Source organism: Pseudomonas syringae pv. cilantro (assembly GCF_001293775.1).
Lineage (GTDB): Bacteria > Pseudomonadota > Gammaproteobacteria > Pseudomonadales > Pseudomonadaceae > Aquipseudomonas > Aquipseudomonas syringae_P.
Genome location: NZ_LGLN01000077.1, coordinates 44,509 through 66,496, shown reverse-complemented (window position 1 = coordinate 66,496; position 21,988 = coordinate 44,509). Strand labels below are relative to the sequence as shown.

Below are 21,988 nucleotides of genomic sequence, written 5' to 3'. Positions count from 1 at the left end.
AGCGGACTTGTCCGCGAGGGGCTGCGGAGCGGCCCTGAAACAGGCCACATTGATCGTGCCTGATGCACTGTATGCCGCCGGATTTCACCAAACCCGTCACCACAAGGCATACTTGCCGCCCTCTTCGTTGCGAACCGTCAGGGCCCCATGCGTATCCACGTCAGTTTCATCGATCGCGTTGGCATCACCCAGGAAGTGCTGGCGATTCTGGGTGGGCGCAACCTGAATCTGGATGCCGTGGAGATGGTGCCGCCCAACGTGTACATCGATGCGCCCACCCTCAGCCATCAGATGCTCGAAGAGCTCAAGGACGCACTATTCCGGGTTCGGGGTGTGGAAGCGATCACGGTGGTGGACATCCTTCCCGGTCAACGCCGCCATCTGCAACTGGACGCGTTGCTCGCCGCCATGACCGACCCGGTGCTGGCGCTGGACAGTGCCGGGCATGTACTGCTGGCCAATCCTGCGCTGATTGCGCTGATCGGTCGTGAGCCAGCCGGTGAATCCATTGATGAACTGCTGGTCGCACCCGGCCTGCAGACAACGCTGCTGGAAAACGGCTTTCGCCTGCCACTGCGCGAAATCACCTTGAACGGTGAAGCCTTGTTGCTCGATGCGACACCGATCACCGAAGCGGGCGCGCTGATCACGCTGTACCTGCCCAGCCGGATCGGCGAGCGTCTGTCGGCGCTGCACCATGATCACGCCGAAGGTTTTGATGCCTTGCTAGGCGACTCGGTGGCAATCCGCACACTCAAAGCCCGGGCACAACGCGTCGCAACGCTCGACGCTCCGCTGCTGATTCAGGGTGAGACAGGGACCGGCAAGGAACTCGTTGCCAGAGCCTGCCATGCCAGCAGCGCGCGCCATGGCGAGCCCTTTCTGGCCTTGAACTGTGCAGCGCTCCCGGAAAATCTGGCGGAAAGCGAGCTGTTCGGGTACGCACCCGGCGCATTTACCGGTGCCGCGCGCGGCGGTAAGCCAGGACTGATGGAACTGGCTAACAAGGGCACCGTGTTTCTTGACGAGATCGGCGAAATGTCGCCGTACCTGCAAGCGAAACTGCTGCGCTTTCTCAATGACGGCAGCTTTCGACGCGTTGGCGGGGATCGGGAAATCAGAGTCAATGTGCGGATTTTGAGCGCAACCCATCGCGATCTGGAAAAAATGGTCAGCGAAGGCACCTTCCGCGAAGACCTGTTCTATCGCCTCAACGTGCTCAATCTGCACGTGCCCCCCCTGCGCGAACGTGGTCAGGACATTTTATTGCTGGCGCGTTATTTCATGGAACAGGCCTGCGCACAGATCCAGCGCCCGGTCTGCAGACTGGCACACGCCACCTACCCTGCCCTGCTGGGCAACCGCTGGCCGGGCAATGTGCGCCAATTGCAAAACGTGATATTTCGCGCTGCCGCCATCTGCGAAGCCACCCATGTGGATATAGGCGACCTGGACATCGCAGGTACGGCAGTGGCACGCCAGAACGACGCGCCGGTCGACAGCCTCGAGAACGCCATCGCCATGTTTGAAAAGGAACTTCTGGAAAAACTTTACGCCGATTTCCCCTCCACTCGGCAGTTGGCCGCCCGCCTGCACACCTCGCACACCGCTATCGCGCACCGCCTGCGAAAGTACGGAATCTCTGCCAAGCCCTAGGCTCTGTTCCCGTTTCATCGCGAGCCGCGTTGCTGGGCCAAATCTCGCCAGGCCAGGCGCAGGACGCAGAGAATGGTTGTTCCCTTTTCAAGTCCTGCAACNGAAACGGGAACAGACCCTAGCTTGCCAGCAAGATTTGTCTGAAAAACATTCAGAAAAGCTTCATTAAATAAATAAACTGCCGATAGCCTTCTGGTATGTTCGACAAACCTCTTATCACCCATTTGAATGGGTGTTCGTAAGCTTGTATTACGGCCGTCATGGCAGGCAGGGTCACGTAGTAACGGGAAAGAATCATGCAAACCCCGCCAGTAGACCGCCAAGCCGCCGAGCCACAGTCTCGTGCCGAAACGATAGTCGAATCCCGCCGGCAGAAAATCCTGCTGAAAACCGGTGCGCTTCAGGACGCCATTTTCAACAGCGCCTATTTCTCCAGCATCGCCACCGATGAACACGGCGTCATCCAGATTTTCAACGTCGGCGCCGAACGCATGCTCGGTTATCACTCCGAAGATGTGGTCGACAAAATAACCCCGGCCGATATTTCCGACCCCGCCGAGCTGATCATCCGCGCCGCAGCGCTCAGCCATGAGCTGAATACGCCTATCACGCCGGGCTTTGAAGCCTTGGTGTTCAAGGCCTCACGCGGCATCGAAGACATTTACGAGCTGACCTACATCCGCAAGGATGGCAGCCGCCTGTCAGCGATGGTCTCGGTCACCTCGCTGCGCGACAGCACCGAAACCATCATCGGCTATCTGCTCATCGGCACCGATAACACGGCCCGCAAGCAGGAAGAAGAAGCCCAGGCGTTGCTCGATCAGCGGCTGCGGGATCAGCAGTTCTATACCCGCTCACTGATCGAATCGAACATCGATGCGCTGATGATGACCGACCCGCAGGGCATTATTTCCGACGTCAACAAGCAGATGATGGCGCTGACCGGACGCACCCGCGACGAACTGATCGGTGCCCCCTGCAAGAATTTCTTCACCGACCCGGCGAGCGCCGATGCGGCGATCAAGCGCGTGATCAGCGAACACAAGGTCAGTGATTACGAGCTCACTGTGCGTGCCTATGACGGCACCGAAACCGTCGTGTCGTACAACGCCGCCACCTTCCATGACCGTGATCGCAAGCTCAAGGGTGTATTTGCCGCGGCTCGCGATGTGACCGAGCGCAAGCGTTTCGAACGCACGCTGGAAGAGAAAAACATCGAGCTGGAGCATGCCAGCCACATGAAGTCCGAGTTTCTGGCGACCATGTCTCATGAATTGCGCACGCCCTTGAACGCGATCATTGGCTTTTCGGAAGCTCTCAAAGACGGAATGGTCGGCGACATGAGCGACGCCCAGCGTGGTTACATCGGCGATATATTCAACAGTGGCCAGCATTTGCTCTCGCTCATCAACGACATCCTCGACTTGTCCAAGGTCGAGGCCGGCATGATGACGCTGGAGCTGGAACCGGTCGATCTGGACGAACTGTTGAGCAACAGCCTGCTGATCGTCCGCGAGCAGGCAGCGCTGCAGCGCATTCAACTGAAGCTGGAGACCGAAGCCGACTTCGGCCTGCTGGAGCTGGACCGACGCAAAACCAAACAGATCGTCTACAACCTGCTGGCCAATGCGGTGAAGTTCAGCGCCCCGGAAGGCTGGGTCACGCTGTCGGTGCGCCTGGTGCCCAGCGCGCAAGCGGGCGTACTCGATGGCGACTGGCCGACGCATGTATTCCCGATACCGCCCGGTGACTACCAGCAGTTTCTGGAACTGAGCGTCAGCGACACCGGCATAGGCATCGCGCAGAGCGACATGAACAAGCTGTTCAAGGCGTTCAGCCAGATCGACAGTGGCCTGGCACGTAAATTCGAAGGCACGGGGCTGGGCCTGGCGATGGTCAAGCAACTGGCCGAGCTGCATGGCGGTAGCGTGGCGGTGGCAAGCGTCAAAGACCTCGGCGCGCGCTTCGTGGTCTGGCTGCCGATCCGCACACTCGAAGCCGGGGAGGCGCAGTGGCCCAGATCATGATTGTCGAAGACAACGCGGCCAACATGCGTCTGGCCCAACTGTTACTGACCAGCGCCGGGCACGCCGTGCTCTGCGCAACGGACGCCGAAACCGGCCTGAAACTGGCGCGCGAGCATCAGCCTGACCTGATCCTGATGGACATTCAGTTGCCGGAAATGGATGGCCTGAAAGCCACCTCACTGCTGAAGAAAGACGCCAGCACCGCAGCGATTCCTGTGGTCGCACTGACTGCAATGGCGATGAAAGAAGACGAAGAGAAAATCCGCCTGGCAGGCTGCAATGCCTACATCATCAAGCCCCTGCGCTACCAGGAGTTGTACCGGGTTATCGATTCCCTCCTCGACAAAAGCCCGGCTCAACAGCCCCTTACCTGAGCACATGTCATGACCAAGAGCGCCGCAACGATCCTGATTGTCGATGACGATGTCCATGTCCGGGACCTGCTGGAGGTTCTGTTGCAGAATCAGAACTATCAGACGCTGACAGCAGAGTCGGGGGAAGTCGCGCTGGAGATGGTCGAACTCCACGCGCCGGACCTGATCCTGCTGGATATCATGATGCCCGGCATGGACGGCTATGAAGTGGCCAGCCAGCTGAAAGCCAATAAAAGCACCGCCAACATCCCGATCATCATGCTTTCCGCACTCGACCAGCAAAGCGCGCGCCTGTCCGGGCTTGAAGCCGGTGCCGAGGAATATCTCAACAAACCCGTGGACAGCTCTGAGCTGTGGCTGCGGGTGCGCAATCTGTTACGGCTCAAATCATTTGGCGACTACCTGAAAAGCCACAGCATGATTCTCGAAGAGCAGCTGCAACAGCGCACCATCGATCTGGAGCGCTTCCGCACCGTGATGGACGCCTCGGAAGACGCGATCTTCCTGATTAATCGCAACACCATGAGCCTCATCGAATTCAACCGCAGGGCCTGTCAGTTGCTGGGTTACACCGCTGAGGAACTGTCGCACAAGACGCCGGCCGAGCTGGGCGAGACCTCCATGGAAAACCTGGAGGTCGTGTATGACCAGATCATCGCCGGCAAAGGCCCCAGTGAACCGCTCGAGACCCAGATTCGCGACAAAAGCGGCAATGATGTCGAAGTGGAAATCCATCGCCAGGCGTATCGCACCGGCGAAGACTGGGTCATCGTCGGCATCGTGCGCGACATCACCCGACGCAAGGAAAGCGATCAACGCCTGCTGACTATGGCCCACTACGACACCCTGACCGGGCTGCCGAACCGTGACCTGTTTTTCACCAGTCTGCAAATGGGCCTCACTCAGGCGGCCATCAGTCGCTGGAAGCTGGCGGCGCTGACAGTCAACCTGGATGGCTTCAAGAATATCAACGAAACCTGGGGCCACGTCCTGGGCGATCAGGTTTTGCTGGAAGTCAGCCATCGACTCTCGGAGTGCCTCAACGCCAGCGACACGCTCGGACGCGTGGACGGCGACGAATTTGCCCTGATTCTGATGATCCGCGACGGCCAGGCCGACACGCGCAAGACCCTGGAACGTATCCGCAAAGCGTTGCGGGTGCCTTTTCATGTCGAAGGCCAAAGCATCGTCATGACCGCCAGCATCGGCATTGCCCTTTATCCGGAAGATGGCGAAGACGCGCGCGAGCTGATCAGGCACGCCTACACCGCCATGAACAACGCGAAGAAATTCGGCATCGACAGCTATCGGTTCTATACCGCACAAATGAACGCCGACGTTTCGGCGCGCCTGGAGCTGGAAACCGCCTTGCGCGACGCGGTAGAGAAACGGGCGTTCGAGATTGTCTATCAGCCCAAGCTCAACCTGGACGATAACCGGATCTGCGGGCTGGAAGCATTGCTGCGCTGGCCGCGTCCCGGCCAGCCAGGTGTTTCGCCTGCGGTGTTCGTGCCGGTACTGGAAAGCCTCGGCCTGATCGGTGAGGTCGGTAACTGGGTGGTCGACAGCGTCTGCGCGCAGATTGCCCGCTGGCAGCGCTCAGGGCTGGGACTGTTTCAAGTCGCGGTCAACGTGTCTGGCCAGCAGATTTCCAACAGCAGTCTGGTCGCCGACATCCGTCAGGCCCTGACCAAGCATCGGGTCGAACCGCGCTGGCTGGAAGTCGAACTGACCGAAAGCTCGCTGATGGAAAACACCTCGCACACCATCGCGACACTGGAAACGCTCAAGTCAGCAGGCGTGAGTATTTCAATCGACGACTTCGGCACCGGCTATTCAAGCCTCGCGTACCTGCGCCGCTTCCCGATCCACAAGCTCAAGATCGACATCGCTTTCGTTCGCGAGGTGACCAGCAATCCGCAGGATGCCGCCATCGCCCGGGCAATCATTGAACTGGCCCACAGCCTGGGCCTTAAAGTGATCGCCGAAGGCGTGGAGACGCCTGAGCAACTGGCGTTCCTGCGTGAGAGCCATTGCGATCAGATTCAAGGCTATTTGATCAGCAAACCGTTGCCACTTGCAGAGCTGGAAAGTTTTTTGCGCGCTTCCGAAAAGCAGGTCGGCTAACAGTTTAATCTTGCACGGCGGCGCTGAAGACCAAGGGCGTCGTCCACCCGTCATGAAATCATTCCACCGGAATGATTTCGCTACACACCGTGTACCGCCCTTCGTTTCAAGGCCTTGATCGTTCAGCCATTTCCAGGCGCCCACTGACTGTAGCGATTTCGCTACAGCACACATTCGATCGGCGTCCCCAAAACAACCTAACTAGTTGATTTTATTGAACAAATAAAACATGGCCGTGAAATTGCTAAGTGTCTTCTCATATGCTCGCGCCTGACGCGAGGCCTGTTCTTTGAGGAGCCTGTATGAGCGATTTGCGATTCACCGTTGACCACGAATGGCTGCGAGCCGAAACCGACGGCAGCGTGACAGTTGGCATTACCCCCTACGCGCAGGAATCGCTCGGTGACGTGGTCTTTGTGCAGCTCCCGGAATTGCAGGCCTACACTCAACACGCCGAGGTATCGGTGGTGGAATCTGTCAAAGCCGCCAGCAGCATCAACATGCCGCTGGACGGTGAAGTGGTCGAGGTCAACACCGCGCTCGACGCCACGCCGGAGCTGGTTAATGAAGACGCCCTTGGCGCTGGCTGGTTCTTTCGCTTCATCCCGCAAAAAGCCGACGCGATCCACGGCCTGCTGGATCAGGACGCCTACGACCGCCTGATCAAAGCCAACGCCGAAGCCTGAGGAGCACGCCATGACTGACCGTATTCAACTGAGCACCGCCAACGAATTCATCGCCCGTCACATCGGCCCGCGCGCCGACGACGAGCTGGCCATGTTGCAAACGCTGGGTTTTGACTCGATCGAAGCATTGAGCGAAAGCGTGATCCCGGAAAGCATCAAGGGCACCAGCGTGCTCGATCTGCCTGCCGGACAGAGCGAAGCCGATGCGCTGGCGTCCATCAAAGCCATCGCCAGCAAGAACCAGCTGTTCAAAACCTACATCGGCCAGGGCTACTACAACACCCATACACCGGCGCCAATCCTGCGCAACCTGCTGGAAAATCCGGCCTGGTACACCGCTTATACCCCGTATCAACCGGAAATTTCCCAAGGCCGTCTGGAGTCGCTGCTCAATTTCCAGACCCTGATCAGCGACCTGACCGGCCTGCCGATTGCCAACGCCTCGCTGCTGGACGAAGCCACCGCAGCGGCGGAAGCGATGACGTTCTGCAAGCGCCTGAGCAAGAACAAAGGCAGTCAGCAGTTCTTCGCCTCCAGCCACTGCCACCCGCAGACCCTCGATGTATTGCGCACCCGTGCCGAACCGCTGGGGATCACGGTCGTGGTTGCCGATGAGACCGAACTGAGCGATGTCAGCGAGTACTTCGGTGCGCTGCTGCAATACCCGGCCAGCAATGGCGATGTGTTCGATTACCGCGAACTGGTCGAGCGCTTCCACGCTGCCAACGCGCTGGTAGCAGTGGCGGCCGACCTGCTGGCCCTGACCCTGCTGACCCCGCCCGGCGAGTTCGGCGCAGACGTGGCCATCGGCAGTGCGCAGCGCTTCGGTGTACCGTTAGGCTTCGGCGGCCCGCATGCGGCCTATTTCTCGACCCGCGACGCGTTCAAGCGTGACATGCCGGGCCGTCTGGTCGGCGTGTCGGTGGATCGCCACGGCAAGCAGGCCCTGCGCTTGGCCATGCAAACCCGCGAGCAGCATATTCGTCGTGAAAAGGCCACCAGCAACATTTGCACCGCACAGGTAATGCTGGCCAATATCGCCAGCATGTACGCGGTGTATCACGGCCCGCGCGGCCTGACGCAGATCGCCAACCGCGTGCACCACCTGACCGCCACCCTGGCCGAAGGCTTGAACCAGCTGGGCCTGAAAACCGAACAAGCGTTCTTTTTCGACACCCTGACGCTGGTCACCGGCAGCCAGACCGCCGCATTGCACGCCGCCGCACGCGCGCATCACATCAACCTGCGCGAGATCGACGAGCAGCGTCTGGGCCTGTCACTCGACGAGACCACATCACAGTCGGCGGTCGAAACGCTGTGGGAAATCTTTGCCAGCGATGGTCAGAGCATTCCGGATTTCGCCGCGCTGGCGGACAGCGTTCAGTCGCGCCTGCCCGCTGCCCTGCTGCGCCAATCGGCCATCCTCAGCCATCCGGTGTTCAACCGCTATCACTCTGAAACCGAGCTGATGCGTTACCTGCGCAAACTGGCCGACAAGGACCTGGCACTGGACCGCACCATGATCCCGCTGGGCTCGTGCACCATGAAGCTCAACGCCGCCAGCGAAATGATCCCGGTGACCTGGGCCGAGTTCGGCAATCTGCACCCCTTCGCCCCTGCCGAGCAGAGCGCTGGTTACCAGCAACTGACCGACGAACTGGAGACCATGCTCTGCGCGGCGACCGGCTATGACGCGATTTCGCTGCAACCGAACGCGGGCTCCCAGGGTGAATACGCTGGCCTGCTGGCGATCCGCGCTTATCATCAGAGCCGTGGCGATCAGCACCGTGACATCTGCCTGATCCCGTCATCGGCGCACGGCACCAACCCGGCGACCGCCAACATGGCTGGCATGCGCGTCGTGGTGACCGCCTGCGATGCGCGCGGTAACGTCGACATCGAAGACCTGCGCGCCAAGGCCACTCAGCACCGCGACCAGCTTGCGGCGCTGATGATCACCTATCCGTCGACCCACGGCGTGTTCGAAGAAGGCATTCGCGAAATCTGCGGCATCGTTCATGACCATGGCGGCCAGGTTTACATCGATGGCGCCAACATGAACGCGATGGTCGGCTTGTGCGCGCCGGGCAAGTTCGGCGGCGACGTCTCGCACCTCAACCTGCACAAGACCTTCTGCATTCCGCACGGCGGCGGTGGCCCGGGCGTTGGCCCGATTGGCGTCAAAGCGCACCTCGCGCCCTTCATGCCGGGTCACGCACGCATGGAGCGCAAGGAAGGCGCGGTTTGCGCAGCGCCATTCGGCAGCGCCAGCATCCTGCCGATCACCTGGATGTACATCCGCATGATGGGTGGCGAAGGCCTCAAGCGCGCCTCGCAACTGGCGATCCTCAATGCCAACTACATCTCACGGCGCCTGGAAGAGCATTACCCGGTGCTGTACACCGGCGCCAACGGTCTGGTTGCCCATGAGTGCATCCTTGACCTGCGTCCGATCAAGGACAGCAGCGGCATCAGCGTCGATGACGTGGCCAAGCGCCTGATCGACTTTGGCTTCCACGCACCGACCATGTCGTTCCCGGTGGCCGGGACCCTGATGATCGAGCCGACCGAAAGTGAATCCAGAGAAGAGCTGGACCGCTTCTGCGATGCCATGATCAAGATCCGCGAAGAAATCCGTGCAGTTGAAGAAGGCACGCTGGACAAGGACGACAACCCACTGAAAAACGCACCGCACACCGCTGCGGAAATCGTCGGCCAGTGGAGTCACCCTTACAGCCGCGAACAGGCGGTGTACCCGGTCGATTCGTTGATCGAAAACAAATACTGGCCTCCGGTCGGCCGCGTCGACAACGTATTCGGCGACCGCAATCTGGTCTGCGCCTGCCCGTCCATCGAGAGCTATCAGGAAGTCTGATCGCCTGCTGCCGGCCTGCGCCGTTGGTCAGGGCGCAGGCGTATGGCTTGCCTTACGAGGAATCAAAAATGTCCACAGAGAAGCTGCTGATCACCCCTTTGAACGCCCTTCACCGCGAACTGGGCGCGAAGATGGTGCCTTTCGCCGGCTACGACATGCCTGTGCAATATCCGGCCGGCGTGATGAAGGAACACCTGCACACCCGCGCTCAGGCGGGGCTGTTCGATGTCTCGCACATGGGGCAGATCCGCCTCGGCGGTGCCGGTGCCGCCAAGGCGCTGGAAACCCTGGTGCCCGTCGACATCATCGATCTGCCGGTCGGTATGCAGCGCTACGCGATGTTCACCAATGAGTCCGGCGGCATCCTCGACGATCTCATGGTCGCCAACCTTGGTAACGAGCAATTGATGCTGGTGGTCAACGCCGCCTGCAAGGAACAGGATCTCGCCCACCTTCGCCAGCACCTGGCCGGTCAATGCACGATCGAACCGCTGTTCGAAGAACGCGCCCTGCTGGCGCTGCAAGGTCCGCAGGCCGTAACGGTGCTGGCACGCCTCGCCCCCGAGGTGGCGAGCATGACTTTCATGCAATTCGCCAGTGTCGCGCTGCTGGGCGTTCAGTGCTACGTCAGTCGCTCGGGCTACACCGGTGAAGACGGCTATGAAATCTCGGTCCCGGCCGAGCAGGCAGAAGCCTTGGCGCGTCGCCTGCTGGAAGAGCCGGAAGTCGACCCTATCGGCCTTGGCGCGCGTGACTCGCTGCGTCTGGAAGCAGGCCTGTGCCTTTACGGGCATGACATGGATACCGAAACGTCACCGATTCAAGCCAGCCTGCTGTGGGCGATCTCTAAAGTGCGCCGCGCTGACGGCGCGCGCGCAGGCGGCTTTCCGGGTGCCGAACAGATCTTCGCTCAACAGCAAAACGGCGTGGACAAGAAGCGCGTCGGCCTTTTGCCACAGGAACGCACTCCGGTGCGGGAAGGCACGCAGATCGTCGATGAGCAGGATTCGGTCATCGGCACCGTGTGCAGCGGCGGCTTTGGCCCTAGCCTGGGCGGTCCATTGGCAATGGGTTATCTGGACAGCCAGTATGCGGCGCTGGATACCCCGGTCTGGGCCATGGTGCGTGGCAAGAAAGTCCCGATGCGTGTAACTAAAATGCCTTTCGTTGCACAGCGTTACTTCCGCGGTTAAATAAAGGCGTCAAAAAAACAACAACAGATTTCGCACCCATACTGCTGTTCCCGAAGACTTCAACCCCTCGGGAACAGTGAACGCGTTATGTCAAAAACGCACCTATAAAGTGCAAAATATTATATAGCGCCTGCGCCTGCACTTAATCAGTGAACACCCGTGCGCCCTCGTTGAAGCCCCGTAAACAGGGTACTGAACAGGGAAACACAGGGGCTTGTTTTTGTAATGAGAGTTGGCGTAGAGTTTCTGAACTGTGTTTGCATGGGTCGCTGAATCTGGGCCTGGGCAGTAGCTCTAGGTTGCTACACCCGCTCTACGTTTCTTACTTCCTGCAACCAGCCCCAGTGCTCTTTCCTGTAAAGAGGCTGTCATTAATTCAAGCGTCAAAGGAAATAAGAAAATGGCTGAACGTCAGAGCGGTACCGTCAAGTGGTTCAACGACGAAAAAGGTTTTGGTTTTATCACTCCTGAGAGCGGGGCGGATCTGTTTGTACACTTCCGCGCGATTCAGGGTAGCGGCTTCAAGAGCCTGAAAGAAGGCCAGAAAGTTACCTTCGTTTCGGTACAGGGCCAGAAAGGCCTGCAGGCTGACGAAGTTCAGACAGAAGGCTAAGCAACGCCTGCACAAAAGCCTCTGGCAGTGATGCCAGAGGCTTTTGTGCATCTGTGATCGGGTAAACAGCGAACTTCTGCGTCGTGCGGTGCGAACCCTCGCACATGAAAAAGCCGACACGAGGTCGGCGTTTCATTAACGTTGCGACGCGTTACCCCGCGCGGCGCAGTAGCAGCACACCTGCCAGCGCACACACCCCGGCAGGCAACAGCACAGCCAGCAGCGGCGGGAAGCCGAACAGCAGGCTCGACGGGCCCAGCAGGTCCTGAATGATGCGGAACGTGAAACCGACCACAACCCCTGTGAACACCCGCTGCCCCAGCGTTACGGAACGCAGCGGACCAAAGATGAAGGAAATAGCCATCAACACCAGTGCCACGGTCACGGCCGGTTGCAATACTTTGGTCCAGAACGCCAGCCAGTAACGGCCGTTGCTCAAGCCCTGATCGGCCAGATAGTGCGCATAGCTCCAGAGACCACTGATCGACAGCGACTCGGGCGGCATGATTACGGTGCTGAGCAGTTGCGGGCTGAGCGATACATCCCAGCGCTCGTCCGGAGTATTGATAACTTCGGTACGGCCGTCATTGAAATGCGTGGTGGTCACGTCCTTCAATTCCCAGTAATCGGTCTTGAAGTGGGCTTCCTTGGCAAAACTGGAGGTTAGCATGTGGCGCTGGTCGTCGAAGCGATAACGCGTGACACCCAGCATCAGCCCGTTAGGCTGCACCGTGTTGATGTGGATGAACTCCTCGCCCTGACGATGCCACAGACCGTGTTTGGCGCTTTGCGCATCACCCAGCCCCTGCGCCAGCGAACGTGCCGCCTGAGCCTTGTTCTCGGCGTAAGGCGCGACATATTCACCGACCAGCACGCCGGCGATCATCAGCAGCAGCATCGGCTTCATGACCGCCCAGACGATTCGCCCGATGGACACACCGGCGGCGCGCATGATGGTCAGCTCGCTGCTGCTGGCCAGCGAACCGAGACCGATCAGACAGCCGATCAGGGCAGCCATCGGCAAGGTGTCGTAGACGCGGCGCGGCGCGGTCATCATGACGTAGCTGAGCGCATCCGGCAGCGTATAGGTGTCGCTGATATCGCCCATCTCATCGATGAACGCGAACAACGAAACCAGCCCCAGAATGATCCCCAGCACCGCCAGGATCGCCAGCAGCACGCTTTTACCGATGTAACGATCAAGCTTGACCACGAGTCACCTCCGTGACGCTACGACGACTCGCCATTTTCAACCGTATAGGCTCCCAGTAGAACAGCACCAGGCCGATGGCCAGGTAGATGGCGTGCACCCACCACATGCCCAGACTGAGCGGCAGCTTGCCTTTCTCCAGCGAACTGCGCACCGAGATCAGAATGGCCAGGTACGACATGTACAACAGGATCGCCGGCAGCAGCTTCAGGTAGCGGCCCTGGCGCGGGTTGACGCGCGACAGCGGAATGGCCATCAGGGTCACGATGAACACCGACAGCGGCAGTGAGATACGCCATTGCAACTCGGCAACAGAACGCGCGGTACGATTACCAAACAGCTCGCTGGTCGGGATGGCTTCGCGGTCGGTGACCTCTTCACTGATTTCCGGCTTGGGCAATGCCGCACCGTAAGTGTCGTACTTGATCACGCGGTAGTCGGCAGCCCCCGGATTACCGTCATAGCGATAGCCGTTTTCCAGAATCAGGAAGCGGCTGCCATTGGGCTGAACCTCCTGATGCCCCTTCTCGGCCACCAGCACGGTAATACCGTTGTCCTTGCTCTTGTCGCTGGACATGCGCTTTTCGGAAATGAACACGCCGGTCAGTTGCGAACGATCATCGGAAAGCTCCTTGGTGTAGGTGATGCGCGTACCGTCACGCAACGCCTGGAAGCGACCCGGCACCAGCGTGTCGAACTCGGTCATCGCATCCTGCTGGTTGATCAACTGCGAAAACTGCGCAGCCCCCTGTGGAGCGAGGCTGAAACTCAGCCAGGCGACCACCAGCCCGACCAGCGCCGCAGGGCCCATGGTGATGGCGAGCAAACGCTGCTGGCTCATGCCGGTCGCGGCCAGCACGGTCATTTCACTTTCCAGATAGAGACGCCCGTATGCCATCAGAATGCCGAGAAACAGCCCCAGTGGCAGAATCACCTGCAGAAACCCCGGCAGGCGGAAGCCCATGATCATGAACAGCACGCTTGGATCAAGCGCACCGGAAGCGGCCTGCGCCAGGTACTTGATGAACCGTCCGCTCATGATGAACACCAGCAGCACGGCGCTGACTGCGCTCAGGGTAAGCAGTACTTCTCGAGACAGATAACGAAAGACAATCAAACCAGACACTCCAGAGTTGTCAGGCTCAGGCAGCCAAACAGGGAAAATTGTGAGCCACGGCAACCGGAAATTCACGCCTGCAAAAGGCGTGGGCATAAAAAATATGCGGCATTATCCTGTGATTGTGCGTTTCTGTCACTGCACACCGGGGATAGATCGCACATACCGGTCAAGCAGACGGCTTTACGGGGTTGTCAGCAGTCGTGCAGCGGGGTCAAACTGCAAGGCTTATCGCGGCCATCGCCCTTGAAAACACACAGGCCCTGCCGCGCACATTATTCATATTGCGACTCTCATCGCCTATTCGGGGACCCCACATGGAATTGGTTGTTAAAAGCGTAAGCCCAGAAACCTTGAAAATCGCAACGCTGGTGGTCACCGTCAGTGAAAGCCGCGTGCTGGCCGGCGCTGCCCAAGTGGTCGACACCCTGAGCGGCGGCGCGCTTTCCGCCGTTCTGAAACGTGGCGACCTGGCGGGCAAGTCGGGCCAGAGCCTGCTGCTGACCAACCTGCCCAATATCAAGGCCGAGCGCGTTCTGCTGGTCGGCACCGGCAAGGATGGCGAGCTGTCGGATCGTCAATTGAAGAAGCTCGTCGGCGGCGTTCTCACGTGCCTGAAGGGTCTGGGCGGCAGCGATGCAGCGATTGTTCTGGATGACCTGTCCGTGAAGAACCGCGATACCTACGGCAAGGCTCGCCTGCTGGTCGAGGCACTGGCCGATGGCGAATACGTCTTCGACCGCTTCAAGACCCAGAAGGCCGAAGCGCGCCCGCTGAAGAAAATCACCCTGCTGACCGACAAGCTCAGCGTGGCCGACGTCGAGCGCGCTTCTGCTCACGCGCAAGCAATCGCCACCGGCATGGCGCTGACCCGCGATCTGGGCAATCTGCCACCGAACATCTGCCACCCGACCTACCTGGGCGAAGAAGCCAAGGCGCTGGGCAAGGCACACAAGAATCTGAAAGTAGAGATTCACGACGAGAAGAAACTCGCTGAACTGGGCATGGGCTCTTTCCTCGCTGTGGCACAGGGCAGCGCCCAGCCACCGCGCCTGATCGTGATGAATTATCAGGGCGCGAAGAAAGGCGACAAGCCGTACGTACTGGTCGGCAAAGGCATCACCTTCGACACCGGCGGCATCAGCATCAAGCCGGCTGCCGGCATGGACGAAATGAAATTCGACATGTGTGGTGCTGCCAGCGTGTTCGGCACCCTGCGCGCCGTGCTGGAGTTGAAACTGCCGATCAACCTGGTGTGCATTCTGGCCTGCGCCGAAAACATGCCGAGCGGCACCGCCACGCGCCCTGGCGACATCGTCACGACCATGAGCGGCCAGACCGTCGAAATCCTCAACACTGACGCCGAAGGCCGTCTGGTGCTGTGCGACGCGCTGACCTACGCCGAGCGTTTCAAGCCACAGGCCGTTATCGATATCGCCACCCTGACCGGCGCCTGCGTCGTTGCCTTGGGCGGTCATACCTCCGGCCTGCTGGGCAACAACGACGCGCTGATCAATCAGTTGCTCGACGCGGGCAAGCAAGCGGATGACCGTGCCTGGCAGTTGCCGTTGTTCGATGAGTATCAGGAGCAACTGGACAGCCCGTTCGCCGACATCGCCAACATCGGCGGTCCGAAAGGCGGCACCATCACCGCAGCCTGCTTCCTGTCGCGCTTCACCAAAGCCTACGAGTGGGCTCACCTGGACATCGCTGGCACCGCATGGCTGAGCGGCGGCAAGGACAAAGGCGCCACCGGGCGTCCGGTTCCGTTGCTGACCCAGTACCTGCTCGACCGCGCGGGCGTTTAAGTAAAGCAACCCTGGCGTATCGGGCTCACCCTCGATACGCCACCGGTTACGGACCCCACATGACTCAAGTCGATTTTTACATCCTGCCCAGTGCCGACCCTGCAGCTCGCCTGGACTTTGCCTGCAAACTGACGGAAAAAGCCTGGCGGCTCGGCCACAGGGTTTACCTGCACTGCAGCGATGCAGCGCAGCGCGAAGACCTCGACGCCCGCCTCTGGCGCTTCAAGGGCGAAGTGTTTCTGCCCCATGGCGACGCCGAGAGCGATCACGATGCCCCGGTGGTGCTGGGCCTTGGCGCAGATCCGGGGGCGCACGACGACCTGCTGGTCAACCTCGACCTGAGCATTCCGGCCTTTTTCAGCCGATTCGCCCGCGTGGCGGAAGTGGTTGTCGAAGACCCGGCCATACGCCTTGCCGCACGCGAGAGTTTCCGCTCCTACCGCGAACAGGGCTATCCTCCGCAAGATCACCGACTGCAGCGTCTTTGAGGACCCGATGGACACTTCAAACAAAGCTGGATCCGCGCATTTGCTGGACGACCTCGAATCGATCCGCCAATTGCTCGGCGATGACGCCAACCACCCTGCTCTGCTAAACGATACGGTTCAACGCGAAGGGCAGATTCCGTTGTTGTTCGATGTGGTCGGCAACCGGCCAGACAACACGCATCAACAGGACTTCGACGAAGACGATATCCCGACTCTGACGCCCGATGAGCCTCATGCCTCCGTCGAGCAGGTTCAGCAAGCCCAACCAGCGCTGCCTAATCCCGATGCCCTGTTGCATCTGGACAACGAACTGCGCGCCGCTGCGCAATTGATCATGCAGGACGTGATTGATGACTTTGCCCCGCATATCGAGACTGAAATCAAGCGGCGGCTGGAGGCCAGGCTGGAGCGGTTATTGGCGCAGCAGCAGAAGTGAGGGGTGGTCAGGAATCCGGAACACACGCGCGCAGAAATTCTGTCAGGGAGAGTTCAATGCGGTGCGGATCTCGGCTACCAATCGCATCATATCTGCCTTACGACCAATGCTGGTGAACTTGGCCCCCGTCAACCTCGTGCGTTTACCCGCATCCCTATTAATTTCTCGCAGGATGTCGGGAGAACGTGCGTGCTCCTGACGTTTAATAGCTAATTGCTCTCCAAATTCGTAATGGCTCGCATTTGATATACCCGTGAATTCTTCAAAGAATGATTGCTCCGCACGCTTGGCCGCCTGGATTTGATTACTCATTATTTGGTCGACGTTGTTCACTGCTTCTTCGAACCCTGTTTTGAAGTGGTCATTCCTGAACGCGCTGAACGAATGGCTTGGATCGTTTTTCACAACATCGTTAAGGCGTGACAATGCGCTTGGATTATTTCCGCCTGCCCAACGCTTTTTCAAATGCCAAGCGGCCTGCATGGCGATTGCGCTGTTCAATCTGGTGGACGCTTTGCCCAGTTCGTTTACGTCTGTGAAAGACAGGCGTTCAAGTATCTTTCCAATCATTTCGTCCGGCAGATTCTCAATGGTAACCGAGCTACGTGGCTTGAAGTGCATCCTCATGCGTGCAAGAAAGGGAGATGAAATATGCCCACCCGGATCACTCCGATTAACCGGATCCCCCTGACAATACGCATACGCATTCAAGCCTCCCCGCCCGAATGGGCTCAGGCTGTCCGGACTATTGAACCGCATCAGTACCGGGTTGAAAGCACGATAGCCCTTACCCAACAGATAATGTCCGGTCACAGGGTCCGCGCGCTCACCGTTGAAACCGGAAAAGGGGCCGCCCTGCGCGCGATGACCATAGGGACTGTAAGCCAACGACTGGCGCTCTTGCCCGCTCACAGCCTCCAGCACACTGCCTTGCATGTCGGTGCCCAGCAGGTCCGCCCTGACACTGGAGCCTTCAGTTTTATATTCCGCCAGCAAACGGTCTTCGCCGTGAAGCAAACGACGACGCACAGCGCCCTGTATCTCGACGGTCAAACGGTTTTTTTGATAGAACCGCGAAACCGCCTCCTGCGCCTCGGGATCGACGACGGCAATACGATCAAGCGCGTCATAGCGATATCGACACAGTGCGCGTCTGGCTTCAGGCGTGTCGTCCATGGCGGCGTCCGCCCTGCAAGTAAAGTCTGAATATCGATCATGCCCCATGGCCCACACGCCGCCTACTGACAGAACTGCCAGCTTGCAGCTTAAAGCTCACAGCTACTCCTGTGGCTTGTCGCTTGCCCACAGGTCTATACTTGCCGGTTTCCGAATCAAGGCCACAGGTTCCCGCCGCGCATGGACAAGACTTACCAGCCGCACGCCATCGAAACTTCCTGGTATCAGACCTGGGAGTCCGAGAACTACTTCGCTCCGCAAGGCGCGGGTGACTCGTACACCATCATGATCCCGCCGCCGAATGTCACCGGCAGCCTGCACATGGGTCACGGTTTCAACAACGCGATCATGGACGCCCTGATCCGTTTTCGTCGCATGCAGGGTCGCAACACGCTGTGGCAGCCGGGCACCGACCACGCCGGTATTGCCACGCAGATGCTGGTGGAGCGGCGTCTCGAAGCGCAAGGCGTGAGCCGTCATGAGCTGGGCCGCGAGAAGTTTCTCGACAAGATCTGGGAGTGGAAAGCCGAGTCCGGTGGCAATATCAGCCGTCAGATCCGCCGACTGGGTTCGTCGGTCGACTGGAGCCGTGAGCGCTTCACCATGGACGACGGCCTGTCAGAAGCCGTGAAAGAAGCCTTCGTGCGCCTGCATGAGGACGGCCTGATCTACCGCGGCAAGCGGCTGGTCAACTGGGACACCAAGCTGCACACCGCGATTTCCGATCTCGAAGTCGAAAACCACGACGAGAAAGGCCACCTGTGGAACCTGCGCTACCCGCTGGCTGATGGCGCAAAAACCGCCGAAGGCCTGGATTACCTGATCGTTGCCACCACCCGCCCGGAAACCATGCTCGGTGATGCGGCGGTTGCCGTGAACCCGCAGGACGAGCGCTACAAGGCGCTGATCGGCAAGTTCGTCGAACTGCCGCTGGTCGGCCGCCGCATTCCAATCATTGCCGATGATTACTGTGACCCTGAATTCGGCACCGGCTGCGTGAAAATCACCCCGGCGCACGATTTCAACGACTACGAAGTCGGCAAGCGCCATAACTTGCCGCTGCTGAACATTTTCGACAAGAATGCCAGCGTTCTGCCTGCTGCTCAGGTGTTCAACCTCGATGGCACACTGAATGAAAGCGTCGACGGCAGCCTGCCTGCCGCCTACGCCGGTCTCGACCGTTTCGAAGCACGCAAGCAGATCGTTGCTGCGTTCGACGCCGCCGGGCTGCTGGTCAGCGTTGACGATCACGCCCTGAAAGTGCCGAAGGGCGACCGCTCCGGCACCATCATCGAGCCGTGGTTGACCGATCAGTGGTACGTGTCCACCAAACCGCTGGCCGAACCGGCGATTGCTGCGGTAGAAGACGGCCGTATCGCGTTCGTGCCCAAGCAGTACGAAAACATGTACTTCTCGTGGATGCGCGACATCCAGGACTGGTGCATCAGCCGCCAGCTCTGGTGGGGCCATCGCATCCCGGCCTGGTACGACGAGTCAGGCAAGGTCTATGTAGGCCGCGACGAAGCCGAAGTTCGCGCCAAAAACAACCTTGGCCCGGACGTCGCGCTGCAACAGGACAATGACGTACTCGACACCTGGTTCAGCTCGGGGCTGTGGACCTTCTCCACGCTCGGCTGGCCGGAAAAGACCAAGGCGCTGGAAACTTTCCACTCCACCGACGTGCTGGTCACCGGTTTTGACATCATCTTCTTCTGGGTTGCCCGGATGATCATGCTCACCTTGCATTTGGTGAAGAACGAAGACGGTACGCCGCAAGTGCCTTTCAAGACCGTTTATGTCCACGGCCTGGTGCGTGATGGCCAGGGCCAGAAGATGTCCAAGTCCAAGGGCAACGTTCTGGACCCGCTGGACATCGTTGACGGTATCGACCTCGAAACGCTGGTGCAGAAACGCACCAGTGGCCTGATGCAACCGCAACTGGCGAAGAAGATCGAGAAGCAGACCCGTCAGGAATTCGCCGAAGGCATCGCCAGCTATGGCACCGACGCCCTGCGCTTTACCTTCTGCTCGCTGGCGTCCACCGGTCGCGACATCAAGTTCGACATGGGTCGCGTCGAAGGCTACCGCAACTTCTGCAACAAGATCTGGAACGCCGCGCGCTACGTGCTGGACAAGGGCGAAGACTGCGGGCAGAACGGCGAACCGGTCGAGCTGTCGCTGGCTGATCGCTGGATCATCTCGCAACTGCAACGCACCGAAGCCGAAGTGACCCGTCAACTGGATCAGTTCCGTTTCGACCTCGCCGCGCAGGCCTTGTACGAGTTCATCTGGAACCAGTATTGCGACTGGTATCTGGAGCTGTCCAAGCCGGTGCTGTGGGACGAAACCGCACCAGTCGAACGTCAGCGCGGCACACGTCGCACGCTGGTTCGTGTCCTGGAAGTAGCGTTGCGTCTGGCGCATCCGTTCATGCCGTTCATCACCGAAGAAATCTGGCAGCGCCTTGCGCCGCTGGCCGGTGTGGAAGGCAAGACCATCATGCTGCAACCTTGGCCCGTGACCAACGAAGCACGCATCGATCAGGCTGCCGAAGACGACATCGAATGGTTAAAGGGTCTGATGCTCGCTGTGCGTAATATCCGCGGCGAAATGAACATCGGTCCGGGCAAGCCGCTGCAATTGTTCCTCAAGAACGTCAGTGCCGAAGACCAGCGTCGTCTGAGCGAAAACGATTACCTGCTCAAGAAGCTGGCCAAGCTTGAATCCATGACCGTGCTCACCGATGGCGCCGAAGCGCCACTGTCTGCCACCGCACTGGTGGGCGACATGGAAGTGCTGGTGCCGATGGCCGGGCTGATCGACAAGGGCGCGGAACTGGCGCGCCTCGACAAAGAAATCCAGCGCCTGCAAGGCGAAGTGCAACGCGTCGGCGGCAAGCTGTCCAACGCAGCCTTCGTCGACAAGGCACCGCCTGAAGTCATCGCCAAGGAGCGCGCCAAGCTGACCGAGGCCGAACAGGCGCTGGGCAAGCTGGCCGAGCAACACGCGCGCATCGCCAGCCTGTAAGGTGGTCAGAGAAGCCAGCCCATACGTGGGCTGGCTTTTTGTTATCTGGCCTTTGTCATCCCAATGTCCTGTATTGACCTACTCGCAGCCGAAATCGAATCCATGACCGATACCCCGAAACCTCCGCGCAAGAAGCCTCAACGCCCGGCAAAGCCAGCAGCGCCGCGTGAGAAAGCCACCTTGCACCCGCGCAATCGTCATCAGGGGCACTACGATTTTCCGAAGCTGATCAAATCCAGTCCTGAACTGGCCGCATTCGTGATTCTCAATCCCTACGGCAAGGAAAGCATCGACTTCGCCAACCCACAGGCGGTGCGGGTGTTCAACCGCGCATTGCTCAGGGCGTTCTATGGCATCGCGCACTGGGACATTCCGGCCGATTATCTGTGCCCGCCCATTCCGGGGCGTGCAGACTATCTGCACTTTCTCGCCGACTTGCTCGCTGAGGACAACGAGGGCGTGATCCCGCGCGGGCCATCGGTCAGGGCTCTGGATATCGGCACCGGCGCCAACTGCATCTACCCGCTGTTGGGGCACAGCGATTATGGCTGGCAGTTCGTGGGTTCGGACATCGACAGCACAGCCATCGCGGCAGCGACCACCATCGTCAAAGCGAACGGTTTGCAAAAGGCCGTCAGCGTGCGCCTGCAGGGCAATCGCAAACAGATCCTGCTCGGGCTCCTCGACAGCAGCGAACGCTTCCACGTGAGCCTCTGCAACCCGCCCTTCCATGCTTCGCTGGACGAAGCGCAACGCGGCAGTCAGCGCAAATGGCGCGCACTGGGCAAGGCTGATCCCAAGCGCAAGCTGCCGGTGCTCAACTTTGGCGGGCAGTCTCAGGAATTGTGGTGCGAAGGCGGCGAAATCGGTTTCGTGACGCAACTGATCCAGGAAAGCGCCAAATTACCTGGCCAGGTGGTGTGGTTCAGTACGCTGGTATCCAAGGCGAGCAATCTGCCGCCGATCCAGAGCGCCCTGAAAAAAGCCGGCGCGCTTGAAGTGAAAGTCGTGGAGATGGGCCAAGGTCAGAAACAGAGCCGCTTCGTGGCCTGGACCTTCCTTGAAAAGGCACAGCGCATAACGGGCTGACCGAGTGGACTCTCGTGCCCAAGCCCATCCCGACTGTCGTGCGACGCTCTGCGTCCGCCCTGAAGAATTGCCTAATCAACCGCCCA

16 protein-coding genes are annotated in these 21,988 nt (G+C 59.6%); 13 read left to right on the top strand and 3 right to left on the bottom strand.

All coding sequences use genetic code 11. The features are described from left to right. Positions 1 to 147: 147 nt before the first annotated feature. The 8 genes from ABJ99_RS20950 (at position 148) to ABJ99_RS20915 (ending at position 11,551) form a co-directional block, all read left to right on the top strand. Positions 148 to 1,656: a sigma-54-dependent transcriptional regulator gene (locus tag ABJ99_RS20950; protein WP_054087435.1), complete on the top strand. Its 1,509-nt coding sequence runs from the start codon at positions 148 to 150 to the stop codon at positions 1,654 to 1,656. Between the two features lie 296 nt (positions 1,657 to 1,952). Next, positions 1,953 to 3,683 carry a PAS domain-containing sensor histidine kinase gene (locus ABJ99_RS20945; protein WP_054087434.1) on the top strand — a complete coding sequence of 577 codons (1,731 nt, stop codon included), beginning with the start codon at positions 1,953 to 1,955 and terminating at the stop codon, positions 3,681 to 3,683. After that, positions 3,668 to 4,057 carry a response regulator gene (locus ABJ99_RS20940; RefSeq protein WP_054087433.1) on the top strand — a complete coding sequence of 130 codons (390 nt, stop codon included), beginning with the start codon at positions 3,668 to 3,670 and terminating at the stop codon, positions 4,055 to 4,057. Before ABJ99_RS20945 ends, ABJ99_RS20940 begins: the two co-directional genes overlap by 16 nt. A 9-nt stretch (positions 4,058 to 4,066) precedes the next feature. Further along, complete coding sequence (locus tag ABJ99_RS20935) at positions 4,067 to 6,184, top strand: putative bifunctional diguanylate cyclase/phosphodiesterase (protein ID WP_054087432.1); 2,118 nt, start codon at positions 4,067 to 4,069, stop codon at positions 6,182 to 6,184. 302 nt (positions 6,185 to 6,486) lie between these two features. Beyond that, positions 6,487 to 6,870, top strand: a complete 384-nt coding sequence (gene gcvH, locus ABJ99_RS20930) for a glycine cleavage system protein GcvH (RefSeq protein ID WP_054087431.1) — start codon at positions 6,487 to 6,489, stop codon at positions 6,868 to 6,870. 10 nt (positions 6,871 to 6,880) lie between these two features. Further along, on the top strand, positions 6,881 to 9,745 hold the full coding sequence (gene gcvP, locus ABJ99_RS20925) for an aminomethyl-transferring glycine dehydrogenase (protein ID WP_054087430.1): 2,865 nt from the start codon (positions 6,881 to 6,883) through the stop codon (positions 9,743 to 9,745). A 68-nt stretch (positions 9,746 to 9,813) separates the two neighbouring features. After that, entirely contained in the window at positions 9,814 to 10,938 is a 1,125-nt protein-coding gene (gcvT, locus tag ABJ99_RS20920; RefSeq protein WP_054087429.1) for a glycine cleavage system aminomethyltransferase GcvT, read from the top strand. 400 nt (positions 10,939 to 11,338) lie between these two features. Then, positions 11,339 to 11,551, top strand: a complete 213-nt coding sequence (locus ABJ99_RS20915; RefSeq protein ID WP_054087428.1) for a cold-shock protein — start codon at positions 11,339 to 11,341, stop codon at positions 11,549 to 11,551. Positions 11,552 to 11,702: 151 nt separating this feature from the next. Here ABJ99_RS20915 and lptG read toward each other — a convergent pair whose 3' ends face one another. Beyond that, positions 11,703 to 12,764 (bottom strand): LPS export ABC transporter permease LptG, encoded by a 1,062-nt coding sequence (gene lptG / locus ABJ99_RS20910; protein WP_007252999.1) that lies wholly within the window; start codon positions 12,762 to 12,764, stop codon positions 11,703 to 11,705. Further along, entirely contained in the window at positions 12,751 to 13,878 is a 1,128-nt protein-coding gene (gene lptF / locus ABJ99_RS20905; RefSeq protein ID WP_054087427.1) for an LPS export ABC transporter permease LptF, read from the bottom strand. The genes lptG and lptF overlap by 14 nt, the downstream gene beginning before the upstream one ends. A 317-nt stretch (positions 13,879 to 14,195) precedes the next feature. Here lptF and ABJ99_RS20900 point away from each other — a divergent pair, with 317 nt between their 5' ends. Genes ABJ99_RS20900 through ABJ99_RS20890 form a run of 3 tightly spaced genes read left to right on the top strand, consistent with a single transcriptional unit; the run spans position 14,196 to position 16,610 of the window. After that, positions 14,196 to 15,686, top strand: a complete 1,491-nt coding sequence (locus ABJ99_RS20900) for a leucyl aminopeptidase (protein WP_054087426.1) — start codon at positions 14,196 to 14,198, stop codon at positions 15,684 to 15,686. Positions 15,687 to 15,745: 59 nt separating this feature from the next. After that, a complete protein-coding gene (locus tag ABJ99_RS20895; protein ID WP_054087425.1) occupies positions 15,746 to 16,174 on the top strand; it encodes a DNA polymerase III subunit chi in 429 nt (142 codons plus the stop codon). 7 nt (positions 16,175 to 16,181) lie between these two features. Beyond that, the gene (locus ABJ99_RS20890; RefSeq protein ID WP_054087424.1) at positions 16,182 to 16,610 is read left to right on the top strand and encodes a hypothetical protein; all 429 of its coding nucleotides are present in this window, start codon (positions 16,182 to 16,184) and stop codon (positions 16,608 to 16,610) included. Between the two features lie 42 nt (positions 16,611 to 16,652). Here the strand turns inward: ABJ99_RS20890 and ABJ99_RS20885 are convergent, their stop codons facing one another. Further along, positions 16,653 to 17,786, bottom strand: coding sequence for an RHS repeat-associated core domain-containing protein (locus tag ABJ99_RS20885; protein WP_054087526.1), 1,134 nt, complete (start codon positions 17,784 to 17,786; stop codon positions 16,653 to 16,655). Between the two features lie 180 nt (positions 17,787 to 17,966). On the opposite strand from ABJ99_RS20885, the gene ABJ99_RS20880 reads away from it, so the two are divergent. Both ABJ99_RS20880 and rlmF read left to right on the top strand, forming a co-directional pair. Next, the gene (locus tag ABJ99_RS20880; RefSeq protein WP_054087423.1) at positions 17,967 to 20,813 is read left to right on the top strand and encodes a valine--tRNA ligase; all 2,847 of its coding nucleotides are present in this window, start codon (positions 17,967 to 17,969) and stop codon (positions 20,811 to 20,813) included. A gap of 102 nt (positions 20,814 to 20,915) precedes the next feature. Continuing rightward, positions 20,916 to 21,902: a 23S rRNA (adenine(1618)-N(6))-methyltransferase RlmF gene (gene rlmF / locus ABJ99_RS20875; RefSeq protein WP_054087525.1), complete on the top strand. Its 987-nt coding sequence runs from the start codon at positions 20,916 to 20,918 to the stop codon at positions 21,900 to 21,902. Positions 21,903 to 21,988 lie beyond the last annotated feature (86 nt).

Excerpts from the sequence above, each read along its gene's own strand:
- ABJ99_RS20890 (WP_054087424.1), top strand. The coding sequence starts at position 16,182 with ATGGACACTTCAAACAAAGCTGGATCCGCGCATTTGCTGGACGACCTC.
- ABJ99_RS20900 (WP_054087426.1), top strand. The coding sequence starts at position 14,196 with ATGGAATTGGTTGTTAAAAGCGTAAGCCCAGAAACCTTGAAAATCGCA.
- ABJ99_RS20950 (WP_054087435.1), top strand. The coding sequence starts at position 148 with ATGCGTATCCACGTCAGTTTCATCGATCGCGTTGGCATCACCCAGGAA.
- rlmF (WP_054087525.1), top strand. The coding sequence starts at position 20,916 with ATGACCGATACCCCGAAACCTCCGCGCAAGAAGCCTCAACGCCCGGCA.
- ABJ99_RS20915 (WP_054087428.1), top strand. The coding sequence starts at position 11,339 with ATGGCTGAACGTCAGAGCGGTACCGTCAAGTGGTTCAACGACGAAAAA.
- ABJ99_RS20880 (WP_054087423.1), top strand. The coding sequence starts at position 17,967 with ATGGACAAGACTTACCAGCCGCACGCCATCGAAACTTCCTGGTATCAG.
- gcvH (WP_054087431.1), top strand. The coding sequence starts at position 6,487 with ATGAGCGATTTGCGATTCACCGTTGACCACGAATGGCTGCGAGCCGAA.
- gcvP (WP_054087430.1), top strand. The coding sequence starts at position 6,881 with ATGACTGACCGTATTCAACTGAGCACCGCCAACGAATTCATCGCCCGT.
- gcvT (WP_054087429.1), top strand. The coding sequence starts at position 9,814 with ATGTCCACAGAGAAGCTGCTGATCACCCCTTTGAACGCCCTTCACCGC.
- ABJ99_RS20895 (WP_054087425.1), top strand. The coding sequence starts at position 15,746 with ATGACTCAAGTCGATTTTTACATCCTGCCCAGTGCCGACCCTGCAGCT.
- ABJ99_RS20945 (WP_054087434.1), top strand. The coding sequence starts at position 1,953 with ATGCAAACCCCGCCAGTAGACCGCCAAGCCGCCGAGCCACAGTCTCGT.
- ABJ99_RS20935 (WP_054087432.1), top strand. The coding sequence starts at position 4,067 with ATGACCAAGAGCGCCGCAACGATCCTGATTGTCGATGACGATGTCCAT.
- ABJ99_RS20885 (WP_054087526.1), bottom strand. The coding sequence starts at position 17,786 with ATGGACGACACGCCTGAAGCCAGACGCGCACTGTGTCGATATCGCTAT.